Here is a 12,603-nt window from a genome sequence, read left to right on the forward strand (position 1 = left end):
TTGTCCCTAAACCCGCCCCTACAATTGTCCCTAAACCCGCCCCTACAATTGTCCCTAAACCCGCCCCTACAATTGTCCCTAAACCCGCCCCTACAATTGTCCCTAAACCCGCCCTGATAATTGTGGCTAAACCCGCCCTGATAATTGTGGCTAAACCCGCCCTGATAATTGTGGCTAAACCCGTCCTGATAATTGTGGCTAAACCCGCCCTGATAATTGTGGCTAAACCCGTCCTGATAATTGAGTGATGTGGAGGGAATAATTTTGACTAAAGTGAATTGGTATGCTGTCGGCACATTAATAGCAATTGGCTGGTTAGGGCAAATTAATTCAATTGCTTGGGCAACGTCTCAGAGAATAACAGAACCTTCAGTATCAACTGCCAAACGAGAACAGGCTCAACTTCCCACCTTGCCACCTCCACAAGATATTAATAGTCCGACAGAGGGAGTCAATATTAATGTTCCTGATCCCTTTGCGCCACCGCCACCCCTCGGTTATCCAGAAGAATCACCGCAACGAGTCCCGGATAATCAATTTAATGAATATGTTCTCGGTATTGGTGATTCCATCGCAGTTACGGTAGAACGCTATCCTGACCTTAATTTTTCCGGCACAATTGATTTACAAGGGAATATATTAGTTCCCTTAGTCGGTAAAATTAACGTCCTCGGACTTACTCCCGACCAAGTTGAAGATAGATTAGCCACCGCCTTTAATGAATTTGTGGTTGACCCAGATGTAACGGTGGTTCTAGCCGGATTGCGTTCCGCCACAGTCACCATTGCAGGTGAAGTGACTCGACCTGGTTATTATTCCCTAGCACCCGGTTCTCAGCTTACGGCGGCTCTGCAAGCGGCTGGTGGAACCACGAATCTGGCTGACTTGCGTACTGTCATCGTGCGTCGGCGTTCTCCTGCGAATAATTCGATTATTGAACAACAGATTGATTTATTTACACCGCTGCAAAATGCGACATCCTTACCGGATGTGCGTCTCCGAGATGGGGATTCTGTCGTCGTATTGGAATTAGAAACCGGTACAACGACGGATTATGACCGCAGTCTTGCCTCTCGCTCAACGCTTGCGACACCACAAATTACGCTGCGAGTCTTGAGTTATCCTAATGGTCGAATTGGCAACCTGAATTTACCCAATGGAAGTAATTTTATCGATGCGTTGACCTCGCTAGCGCCAAGTTTAGACGATGCGGATTTAGGTAAAATTGCCTTAATGCGGTTTGATCCGGAACAGGGTAAAGTCGTGACCCAGGAGATTGATGGGAAAGCTGTCCTCATGGGTGATTTGGCGCAAAATGTCCCCTTGCAGAATGAAGATGTTATTGTTGTCGGTCGTAGCCTTATCGCTAAAGTCAACTATGCTTTGCGTTTAGTGACTCGACCCTTTAGCGATTTTCTGGGATTTCGCAACTTTTTTGAAAATGTCGGGAATGTGTTTGGCTCAGGGAATAATAACTAGGGCTTGCTGAATAAGCATTGTGGGAAGCAATGTAGAGACGTAGCATGCTACGTCTGGGCGCAGGGAAGAGATGCAATTTGTTATCCGGACAAGACATTGCTCGGTAGTTTGGTTGAATCGCTGTGCGATCGCATCCTTTCTGCTATCCTCCTACAAAGGTGCTGAGCTAGAATACAAGCACAGACACTTTGACATGAGTTGCCTTAATTTAGTATACATCTATTCGGCGCATCCTCTCCTAGACTCCGCTTGCACGACTCGTTAGCCTGAAATTGCTATGACTATCCCCTTAATTAAACGCTATTTAATCGCCCTTGATCGTTATAAATTCATTGGCATCGGTGTTTTTGCGCTAATTACTGGCGGATCGGGCGTTGTGGCGATTATGCCTTCTCCCCCCAGTGCTGTATCTTACGAGGGTTGGGGAGATTTGTCGGTAACCACTCCTCAAATTTTTTCCCAAACTGGAGAGCAAATTAAGCAGGTAGGGACTCAAGGGCTTACAAAAGAGAATCTTCTACAGGAAAACGTGATTAAAGCTACAGCTATAGCTGTAGGTGGTAATCCTAAAGAAATCATTGAGAATGTGGAATGGAAGTCCGACAAATCAGGAAAAGACGGAGAAGCCTCGATTCCATCAATAATAAGAGTGATTTACACTGATGACGATCCAGAACAAGCCGTCAAAACTGTAGAAGTGCTGATGCAGAAAATAATCGAGCAAAGTCGTTTGATTAATACCGGACGACTGCAAGCGATTATTGACTCAATTGAAACACGCTCAGCCGAGGCAGAAGAAGAACTAAAACAGGCACAAGAAGAACTGGAAACCTTTAACCGGATTGAGGGTGCAGCCTTAGCCCTAGCTGAAGATAACAGCTTGCTGGCACAAATTAGTGCCAACCAACAACAGCAACGCCAACTGCAACAGACTCTAGAAGGAATTGAGAGTCAGATGGCTAGCTTGCAGAGGCGGTTGGGGTTGACGGCTGACCAAGCCTATACGAACTCTGCTCTCAGCGCTGATCCCACCATCGCTGGCTTGCGCGGACAATTGCAACAAATTGAAACTCAGGAAGAACTGCTCAAGAGTCAAGGGTATAAAGACCAACACCCGAATGTACAAGAGTTACAGCGACAGCAACGGACGTATGAAGCAATGCTGGCACGACGAGCCGCCGAGGTGATTCAGGGGAACAGTGGGGGCGAAGCTTTAACCCCGCCGCAAATCCGAGCCGATAGCAGCCTTGACCCCGCCCGGAAACAGTTGGCTGACACGTTGGTGTCATTATCAACCCAACGCGATACCCTGCAAGATCAACTGGAAACGACCAAAAGAATTGGACAGGAACTGCTTCAAGACTATCAACAGATTCCCACTAGGCAGCTTGAGCAGGTGCGCTTGCAGCAGCAGTTTCAGCTCAAACAAAACTTCTACAACACACTACAGTCTAAACTCATCGATGCCAAAGCCGCCGAAGCGGAAACCGTGAGCTATCTAAGCGTTAGTCAGCCTCCGAATGTCCAGAAGAAAGGCGGGAAAGAATCAACTAATCCGATTGTCATCCTCGCCGGGGGAACCTTTGTCGGCTTAGTCGCGGCGGCTGGCGTGATTCTCATCCTAGCTATCTTGGATAGCAAACTCTACGCGGCGAAAGAAATCCAGCAATTGCTGGCACAACATGATGTCCCTGTCTTGGCAGAATTGCCTGTGGTGATGAGCATTGATCCAGATTTGGGACAAACGGGTATTTTACTCAAGTCAAGTTCACCTTATTTAGAGGTGTACGAACGGTTCCGCAGTAAGCTTTGTAGTGGGGAAAATAAATCCTTGAAAGTGGTGTTAATCGCCAGCACGGTTAACGGAGAGGGTAAAAGCACCACCGCTTATAATTTAGCGATCGCGTCAGCCCATGCGGGTAAGCGTACTCTATTAATTGAAGCCGATTTGCGCTCATCCTCCCAAGCGCATTTCCACCACGTCACCCCTGAACCGGAAGCAAAGACCCAACCCTTACCGTACTACGGCTCTAAGAGTGCTTGCATTCAGTTAGCCCCAAATATTCAGAATCTCTATATCGTACCCAGTCCCGGACCCCAAAAACAAGCCGCTGCTATCCTAGAATCGCGAGAATTCCAACAGCTTATCCGCGATGCTCGCAATCGCTTTGACTTCGTGGTCATTGATAGTCCAGCGCTCTCCCTGTCCAATGATACCCTGTTGCTCGAACCCCTAGCCGATGGGATGGTACTCGTCACCCGACCGGGTTACAGCGAGAAATCAATCCTGAATCTGGCAGCTCAAGAATTAACTGAAACCGAGCCATCACCGCTATTAGGGGCGATTATCAATGGTGCGGATACCTCGATTCCAGTCAGCGCTACTGAGGTTGAGGAGGATATTGAACTGGAGTATGAAGACGAAGACGAAGATGCCTTTGAAGATGAGGAATTAGAAGAAGAACAAGAGGAGCCAATTCCGACAGGGGCTACACGCTCTTGATGTCATTCGTCTTATGTCTTATGTCTTATGTTGATTAGGAAGTTCACCTTGATGAAGTCTTATTCACATCCTTATTGACAGATGAAGACCACCGGATGAGGTATGGGATTAGCGAAGCCCCAGAAAAAACTGCTATCTTTGACCCTATCTGTGACAAGAAGAAATGGGCTAAAAGCAGGAAGGCTTAACACTACAGCTAGCTTGTCACCCCATGAACCTGTTGGGTTTCGCTTACGCTCTACCCAACCTACACCCCACTCTCGACACCCAAAACCCAACACTCTACCGTAAATACCCCACCCTCCATACCCCACACCCTCATCGATACAAATGATAGAATAGAATTGTTAAGTTTTTTATACTCTATTTATTAATCTCTGTGGTTTGGCAACTCTCCTCATTACCAGAATCCCCCTCGATACCCAATCAAGACCGTCTTTCCCGTTGGAGAGAGAAACTCGTTGACAATTTGCCCCAAACCAAAAGAATTACACAGCAGATCATCACCGCAATTGGCGTCGGCTTACTCTTTAACTGGCTGCATGTCCCCGTCGGTTGGCTACTGGGTCCGATGTTGGTAGGAATTGGCTATGCTATCAGCTTAGGACGCCGCCAACCTTTACCTTCAAGTTTTAAACTCATCGGACAAATTGTTGTTGGTTTAGTGACAGCCACTCGCTTTTCTCCAGAAACCATTAGTGTAGCAACAACCTACGCCGTACCTTTATTACTCTGTGTTTTGCTTACCGGGAGTCTGAGTCTATTTAATGGATATCTCTTAAGTCGTTGGGCTGGGATTGATCGCACTACCAGTTTACTTGGATTTATACCCGGTGCAGCCTCCAGCATTGTGGTCATGAGTGAAGAAATGGGAGCGGATGCGATCGCGGTTGCTCTACTTCAATATATCCGAGTTTTGCTGGTTGTGTTAATCATGCCTAGCGCCGCTATCCTGCTGGTTCCCGCCAACCCCGATACGTTAGCCACCGCCACTGTCACCCCAGCCAGCACCTTGACCACCTTACCCCTAGCGTTGAGTCTTTTAATTCTCGCTGGGTGCGGTATCCTGGGAATTTGGGCAGGAAAGCGATTCCGTCTACCTTCCCCTGGATTTTTCGGTCCCTTTCTGGTAGGATTAGCCGCATTTTGGGCATTGCCAAATCAAGTACAAATGCCTCAACCTTTATTCGCAGGTGGACTATTACTGATTGGATTATCGGTTGGGGTACAGTTTGACTGGCAAACCGCCCGCAAACTAGGCAAAGCTGTCTTAATTGAAATCGGATTAGTCACGGGGTTAATTATCATCTGTTTAGGGATTGGCTATGGCTTTCATTGCGTCACCGATGTGGATATGGCAACGGCTATTTTAGGATTCACGCCGGGAGGAACTGAGGCAATGGTGGCTACCGTTATGCAGTTAGGCGGTGACACCGGATTGGTATTAGCCATGCAATTAACTCGGATGTTAAGTATCCTGATGCTTGCACCATGGTTAGTGGCGTTGTTGGTTAAGCGTACCAAAGCGGCGAATGAACAAACCTATAGCATCGAACCTGTGATCACCCAAGAACAATCAACCCTTAAGCCGAATTGTGACTCTGTTGCATCGGGAAAGTAGAACGCAATATCTCATCGACATTCTCTAGGGTCAGTTGTTGTTGGTCAGCTAAAGTTTTAATGGTTTGAGTTATTGCCTGAATTTGGAAGGGGTCGAAGTCTAATCCGAGTTGACTGGCGCGATTGGCGATCGCATGACGACCTGTTAATTTATGATTAATTACAAAGGAACGGGATAATCCAAAATCATTGGGATTAAGGGATTCGTAAGTCTGGGGATTATTCAGCATCGCTTTGGCATGAACCCCCGCCTTATGGTTAAATGCGGCAGAACCGATAATATAGTGGTTAGCTGGAATTGCCATACCCACTTTATCGGCGACCAGTTGATGCAGTGATAGAAGTTGGGGTAGGCGATATTTCCACTGCAATTGCTCCGGGTTAATAGTGTAGAGACGGGCGATGAATCCAGCTAGGGGGGTGATTCCATTCCGTTCCCCAATTCCCAAGACGGTGGTATCGATATGAGTTGCACCCGCTTCTAAGGCGGCGTAGCTATTCGCGATCGCACAACCTGTGTCATTATGACCATGGAATTCAATATCGGTATTTGTATGTTGGCGCAGTGTCTGGACTAAATTAAAGACTTGATTGGGAGTGGCGACACCAACGGTATCCGCTAAACCGAAACGATTCACCATGCCGAGTTTATCGATAGCACAATAAACCTGGAGTAAATCCGGAAGCAAACTGCGAAAGGAATCTTCTGTAGAAAAGCGTAACTCTGTTTCCGGACTTTGATCATGGATAAAGGTAATGACTTCCGTTGCCCGATCAACAATTTGACTTATACTCTTTCCATGACCAAACTGGCGCAGAAAACTGGAGGTGCCAAAGAACAGATTAATTCCGTTAACGCCTGTATCGAGTGCTACTTTTGCATCCTCTAAATGACAGCGAATATGGGTCATCACTTTGGCGTACAAACCCAATTGAGCCAGATGCTGACAATCTTGACGGGATTGAGGTGAAGCACAAGGAGAGGTGACTTCAATATATTCAACTCCGAACTCGTCAAGCGCCCTAGCAATTTCTACTCTATCCTGTGATGAAAAGTTAGCCCCACAAAATTGTTCTCCTTCCCGTAGTGTCGTTTCTATAATTGAAAATTGACTAAGTGACATTGATGTTGTCCTTTTATTTGTGGTAACTTATCACTTCCATATAGCAATCCTAAATAGGATTACCTGAAGGGGTGACAAGCAGTCTTAAACTCTTGAAAGTAAGGCTTTGAGCGACATCAATATCTCCAAAGATAAAGTCTTATTGACATCCTTATTGACAGATGAAGACCACCGGATGAGGTATGGGATTAGCGAAGCGTTGCGCAGGGGGTATGGGGGAGGCGCTCGTCCCCCATCGGGGGGTCTGGGGGGCTGGTCCCCCAGAGACAAACTCCTATCTTTGACCCTATCTGTGACGAGAAAAAATGGGCTAAAAGCAGGATAGCTCAACACTTCAGCTATCTTGTCACCCCGTGAGTAGGATTACTCTAGTGAACGGATTGAAACCCCAGTACAGCAAGGGTTTCAGTTTTGAAAATCGCCACAACCTTGCGGAGGATTACTATATAGTATCGGAGGTCTCCAGGACGGATTATCTCTTAAACTACTGATTTTATAAATCTTTTCAACCTGTACTATCCCACAAAAATCTATCTGAATTTAACAATTAATAGAGTATAAATAACTACAATATGCTTATTCTCAGATCGGGTACTCGGCTAAGTAGGTGGACACAATTAAAATTAACGGTTGAGATTAGGGAACACCTAGACTTACTTCGGCTTACTTCGGCTTACTTCGGCTTCGCTCGGTAACACGCTTACCGGGTAAATCATTCAACCCGTTTAAACGGGTTTAAGCTTTTAGCCCCAACTTTAGTTGAGGGCTTAATTCAGCGACTAACTCTCTTTCATTTTCCCGGAATTCGCTACTATTTCCGTTACACTAATCAGAAGCGTTAGACTGATAATGATTTTTATCAGTCCATTAATGAAATAACACTGATAGTCTAAGATTGCCGATTTGTGAGTGTAAATAGAGGCGGGTAAACAGTAACTCAGTAAATCTCGCCAAGAAAAATTGACCGGATTGGGATGAGAGATTCGGTATAATCCTAAGAGTATAATTAAACTGAATCCAATATAAATCCAGTAAAAATTGTGGGCGCTGTCAAATAGAGGAATGCCTAGGTAGATTATTGCCTTGACGGATTCTGGAAGTGAACAAAACACGTCTTTGACCGACTCAATCATGACCCTTGTATTTAATCTTACTTATTTCAACGTTCAAGAAAGATTTTGGGAATCCCCAAATGATGATTTTGTATCATCAGAAAATAATCCTAACAAAGGACCGAGGACAGCACCAAAGACAAACCCGCCAGCGTGCGCCCAGTAAGCGATACCTCCATTTTCCATCCCCACATTGGCTGGGGCTTCTAACATGGCTAATCCATTAAAAGCTTGCTGCAAGAACCAAAATCCGAGGAAGAAGACAGATGGTAATCTTAGCGTAGTAAAAAAGAAGCCTAGGGGAATTAATGTAACCACTTTAGCATTGGGAAACTTAAGAATATAAGCCCCCATCACGCCCGCGATCGCACCACTGGCACCCAGAGACGGAATCCCCGATTGGGCGGAGAAAAACCACTGGGTTAAACTGGCTAATACGCCACAGGTTAGATAAAATATCACAAACTTGAACCGACCTAGTTCTTCTTCAATATTATTGCCAAAAATCCAGAGAAATAACATATTGAATCCCACATGGGTAAACCCCGCATGGAGGAACTGGGCTGTGATTAACGTCAGCGGTTCAGGTATCGGTTGATTTACCGTAATTCCGTTCAAACTCGCTGTCAGTTCTTTCGGAACAACAGCAAATAGATGGAAAAATACATCCAGTTGTTGAGAATTTAATGTTAGCTCAAAAATAAAAACTAAGACATTAATTGCAATTAACGTATAAGTGATGTATGGTGTAATTTTGATTGGATTTTCATCCCGTAATGGAACCATAAGCCTCTTTCTCCCTGACAAATCAACAACTAATTATTTAAGTCTGTTGATGGATACAAACCTAATTATATCAACTTATGGAAATAGTCCTTAAACCTTTAGGTAAGATTTAGCTTGCTTGCTCGTTGAGCGCGAGTATGGTGTAACTGGTTTGGCGCTCCCTTGAGTATGACGTAGCTTGATTGCTCGTTGAGCGCGAGTATGACGAATGACAAATAAGCTGTTATGCATTTAAATTGGGTATTAGTAGCGAGCAAGATGCAAAGCCTGCGGCATGGCTTCGCTTAACGCACTACAAGGCTTTCACCCTTATTGACATTAAGGTTTAAATGCCGAACAGCTTATCAATTAATCTTCAGACAATAATCCAAATAAAGGACCCAGGATGGCTCCGAACACAAAACCGCCAGCATGAGCCCAGTAAGCGATTCCTCCAGTTTCCGTTCCTACATCCGTTTGCACGCTGACACTCGCTACGCCACTAAACGCTTGTTGGACAAACCATAATCCTAAGTATAAAACAGCAGGTAATCGAATGGTGGTGACGAAATACCCTAAAAAGATTAAGGTATTGATTTGAGCCCTAGGAAACCTGAGAATATAAGCACCCATCACTCCCGCGATCGCACCACTCGCTCCTAGGGATGGAATCCCGGATTCCATGGAGAAAAACCACTGAGACAGAGCGGCAAGTATACCACAAGCAATGTAAAAGATGAAGTACTTAATATGACCCAGGCGCTCTTCAATGTTGTTGCCAAAAATCCATAAAAACAACATATTGCCGCCAATATGCAAAAATCCCCCATGAAGAAACTGAGAACTGATCAAGGTAAACCATTCTGGCACGGGTTGATTGACCGGAATTCCCTCAAAGCTAGCGCTTAACTCTTTGGGTACAACCGCATACAGGTGGAAAAATGCATTAAGCTGGGGTGGTGTTAAAAGTAATTGATGGATAAAAACCGCAATATTTGCAGCAATGAGCGCGTAGGTTACATAAGGAGTAATGCGCGTCGGATTATCATCACTAATGGGGAACACAGTATGAATTATGAATTATGGAATCTCAAAGACAGTATTTGAGTAAAATTATAGTTGGTAAAAGTATAGTCAAATATTATACCAATTACCTTTTCAGCGGCGATGCCCGACTGCCCATTCCTACGATACCCTACAGGAGGATTAGTTGAGCAAAACTGATAAGAACACTTTATCATATTAATTGGCAATCTCAATCCCGTCCGGCAGATTGAGCAACCATCAGGGTGAATGAGTGGCTGTTATAGTCAGGTTTTTGTAACGTTAAAGGCTAAGAGTTCTTACCCTTTAAGAAGACACCCTTAGCTGAACATCTAAATTCATGGACTTACTAGAGTACCAAGCCAAAGCCTTATTCCGCGAGATCGGCATTCCCGTCTTGCCCTCTCAATGCATCGACCATCCCAGAGATCTCAAGCAGTTAGACATTCCCTATCCCGTGGTTCTCAAATCCCAAGTCCCCAAAGGTGGGCGGGGTAGAGCGGGTGGTATCCGGACAGTGGAAAATACGATTGACGCGATCGCCACCGCACGGGCTATTTTTAATCTATCCATTCTCGGCAAGTATCCCAACGTGCTGCTAGCGGAATCCCATTATGATGCTGAGCAAGAATTCTATCTAGCGGTTATCCTCGACTACACCTTAAGACGCCCCGTTTTGTTGGGTTCATGCCAAGGTGGTATCCATGTAGAAAACGTCATGGCACAGATGCAGCGAGTCGTTGTAGAGGAAGACTTCTCTCCCTTTTACGCCCGACGTCTAGCCTTCAAAATGGGACTGCAAGGTGATCTGATCGAATCAGTCAGCGATATTGTCCAGAAAATGTATCAACTTCTGCTCCAAAAAGACCTGGATTTAGTGGAGATTAATCCCCTTGGCGTCAGTGCTAACCATGAAGTCATGGCGCTAGATGGCAAAATTGCTGTCAATGATCACGCTTTAGGACGCCAATCCGAGTTGGCAAACCTGGCATCAAGCCTCACCCACACTCCCCAACCCGCCGACCAACCAACGGATCTGCAATGGACGGATAATCAAGGAAATATTGGGATTCTGTGTAACAGTCCTTGTCTTGCTGCCGCCACATTGGATTTAGTGTACAAAGCCAAAGGTAAGCCAGCAAGCTGTTTAATTGTAGACGGTTATGCCAGTTGGGATGTACCGTCCGCCGCCTCTCCCGTCCAACAGTTACAAAATGCCTTGCAGCAATTGACAGATACTCAAAATATCCAAGTTGTCTTAGTGAATATTTTGAGCAACGAAGCAGCTAGTGAAGCCGTGGCTGAGGTAATTGCCAGTTATCTACTATCGAAAGATGAAAATAACTCCGGAGTCAGTGCAGTAGATCCCGCCAAAACACCAACGACAGGAAAATTGCACTCCCGTGACTCACCCAATCGTCGCCGCCGCCATCTCACTCCGAAATCTTTATCTAGGACAGAGTTACCTCACCTAGTCATTCGCTTAGCCAACGGCAAAATAGACACTATCCAAGACCGTTTAGCGGCACTCCCTGTACACTGGATGGGTAACTTGGATCAGGCAGTGGCACAAGCGATTTCTCTGGCAAGTTGAAAGAGTTGTGAGTGTGTAGGGGCGGGTTTCACTATTATCGTTTTTTTCCGCCCCGATGTGACTCAACCCACCCTGACTGAATTGGGAATGCGATCGTTGTGCAACATAAGACTTAGCTTGCTAGGAGAGAAGTGAGTGTGACGAATGACATAAGACGAATAACCAGTACTTATCGGTATCCTATAGTTAACCCCTTGCGCCAAACCTTTACTGATATTGTTGATCGCATCTACTACATTGCTGCATCCAACGCCTATGAAATTCACACCAGACATGAAAATCCTGGTTCAGGGCATCACCCAACCCATCGGATCTTATTATGCCGCCCGCATGAAAGCGTATGGCACAAATCTAGTGGCTGGGGTTAGTGCAGGTCAGGGAGGACAGACGTTGCATGGGATTCCCGTCTTTGACCTGGTAGAAGAGGCGTTATCCGAAGTTGGATATTGCGACGCCACGGTTATTTTTGCCGAATCCTACAGCGCCTTGGATGCAGCGTTAGAAGCGATAGATTCTGGCTTGTCACCCATTATTCTAGTGACGGGTGGTATTCCACCTCTAGATATGATTCACTTGCTAGCCAAAGCCCAAGCCAGGGAAACCTTGATTGTGGGACCGAGTAGTTCTGGGATTATTGTGCCAGGAAAACTGTTACTGGGGACTCAGGAGTGTGAATTTTATACGCCCGGTACAATTGGTGTGATTAGCCGGGTCAGTACTCTCACTTATGAAGTGGCTTTGGCGTTAACCCAAGCTAAACTTGGACAGTCCATCGCCGTGAATCTCGGTAGTGAAGCCATTATCGCCTCGTCATTTCGTCAGTGGCTGGAGATTTTAGCCCAAGATAAACGGACAGAAGCGATTGTCTTAGTGGATCAGACGGGGGGCGATAGTGAAGATGAAACCGCAGAGTTTATTGCCCAAGCCATAGAGAAACCCGTTATTGCTTATGTTGCGGGACAATATACCCCTGAAGACAAACAAGTCGGGGATACCAGTGCCATTATCGCGGCTCAGTTATCAGGACCGATCGCGAATACAACAACGGCTCAACATAAGGTGGCGGCGTTCAAACAGACAAATATACCTGTAGCTGAGTATCCTTCCAAAATTCCTGACTTGGTGAAAAAGGCGCTCAAATACCATTAAAGGGAACGGGGAACGGGCAACAGGGAACAGAACTTCAGCGAAAAAAAATCAAATAGGGGGTGACACCCCCCACCCCCACAGTGCTATACTGTGTTATGTAGATGCACCCTGATGATCGGGAGAGTCGCCTAATTTTAGGGCTCTCCTTTTTTATTTGTCTGGATGCTGCCGCTTCTAAAAACCTAGACAAACCTACCCATCAGTAATTCTGCC

Annotated in this window: 9 protein-coding genes and 1 pseudogene; 6 read left to right on the forward strand and 4 right to left on the reverse strand. The window is 45.8% G+C overall.

Annotation, left to right across the window (positions count from 1 at the left end; genetic code table 11):
- The 4 genes and pseudogenes from RH949_RS13310 to RH949_RS13325 all read left to right on the forward strand — a co-directional run.
- Positions 1-248 (forward strand): annotated as a pseudogene (locus tag RH949_RS13310) (OmpA family protein); the annotation flags it as partial.
- A 25-nt stretch (positions 249-273) separates the two neighbouring features.
- Complete coding sequence (locus RH949_RS13315; protein WP_446353706.1) at positions 274-1,479, forward strand: polysaccharide biosynthesis/export family protein; 1,206 nt, start codon at positions 274-276, stop codon at positions 1,477-1,479.
- 277 nt (positions 1,480-1,756) lie between these two features.
- Positions 1,757-3,982, forward strand: coding sequence for a GumC family protein (locus RH949_RS13320; protein WP_446353692.1), 2,226 nt, complete (start codon positions 1,757-1,759; stop codon positions 3,980-3,982).
- A 379-nt stretch (positions 3,983-4,361) separates the two neighbouring features.
- The gene (locus RH949_RS13325) at positions 4,362-5,603 is read left to right on the forward strand and encodes an AbrB family transcriptional regulator (protein WP_006099136.1); all 1,242 of its coding nucleotides are present in this window, start codon (positions 4,362-4,364) and stop codon (positions 5,601-5,603) included.
- On the opposite strand, the gene lysS is transcribed toward RH949_RS13325, so the two are convergent.
- From lysS to RH949_RS13345, 4 genes are all read right to left on the reverse strand, one after another.
- Positions 5,566-6,726 carry a homocitrate synthase gene (gene lysS, locus RH949_RS13330; protein ID WP_446353694.1) on the reverse strand — a complete coding sequence of 387 codons (1,161 nt, stop codon included), beginning with the start codon at positions 6,724-6,726 and terminating at the stop codon, positions 5,566-5,568. The two genes, RH949_RS13325 and lysS, sit on opposite strands and share 38 nt — an antisense overlap.
- Positions 6,727-7,505: 779 nt before the next feature.
- Entirely contained in the window at positions 7,506-7,859 is a 354-nt protein-coding gene (locus RH949_RS13335) for a hypothetical protein (protein ID WP_446353696.1), read from the reverse strand.
- A gap of 33 nt (positions 7,860-7,892) precedes the next feature.
- Positions 7,893-8,624, reverse strand: a complete 732-nt coding sequence (locus RH949_RS13340) for a rhomboid family intramembrane serine protease (protein WP_446353698.1) — start codon at positions 8,622-8,624, stop codon at positions 7,893-7,895.
- A gap of 348 nt (positions 8,625-8,972) precedes the next feature.
- Complete coding sequence (locus RH949_RS13345) at positions 8,973-9,668, reverse strand: rhomboid family intramembrane serine protease (RefSeq protein WP_446353700.1); 696 nt, start codon at positions 9,666-9,668, stop codon at positions 8,973-8,975.
- Positions 9,669-9,987: 319 nt separating this feature from the next.
- On the opposite strand from RH949_RS13345, the gene RH949_RS13350 reads away from it, so the two are divergent.
- Complete coding sequence (locus RH949_RS13350) at positions 9,988-11,241, forward strand: ATP-grasp domain-containing protein (protein ID WP_446353702.1); 1,254 nt, start codon at positions 9,988-9,990, stop codon at positions 11,239-11,241.
- Positions 11,242-11,496: 255 nt separating this feature from the next.
- A complete protein-coding gene (locus RH949_RS13355; RefSeq protein WP_446353704.1) occupies positions 11,497-12,390 on the forward strand; it encodes a succinate--CoA ligase subunit alpha in 894 nt (297 codons plus the stop codon).
- Positions 12,391-12,603: the final 213 nt, after the last annotated feature.

The sequence above is a fragment of the Coleofasciculus sp. A1-SPW-01 genome (assembly GCF_040217205.1).
GTDB classification, from domain to species: Bacteria; Cyanobacteriota; Cyanobacteriia; order Cyanobacteriales; family Coleofasciculaceae; genus Coleofasciculus; species Coleofasciculus chthonoplastes_A.

Bases quoted from the DNA above. Each gene is read 5' to 3' on its own strand.
- RH949_RS13340 (WP_446353698.1), bottom strand. From the start codon at position 8,624: ATGGTTCCATTACGGGATGAAAATCCAATCAAAATTACACCATACATC.
- RH949_RS13335 (WP_446353696.1), bottom strand. From the start codon at position 7,859: ATGATTGAGTCGGTCAAAGACGTGTTTTGTTCACTTCCAGAATCCGTC.
- RH949_RS13350 (WP_446353702.1), top strand. From the start codon at position 9,988: ATGGACTTACTAGAGTACCAAGCCAAAGCCTTATTCCGCGAGATCGGC.
- RH949_RS13355 (WP_446353704.1), top strand. From the start codon at position 11,497: ATGAAATTCACACCAGACATGAAAATCCTGGTTCAGGGCATCACCCAA.
- RH949_RS13320 (WP_446353692.1), top strand. From the start codon at position 1,757: ATGACTATCCCCTTAATTAAACGCTATTTAATCGCCCTTGATCGTTAT.
- lysS (WP_446353694.1), bottom strand. From the start codon at position 6,726: ATGTCACTTAGTCAATTTTCAATTATAGAAACGACACTACGGGAAGGA.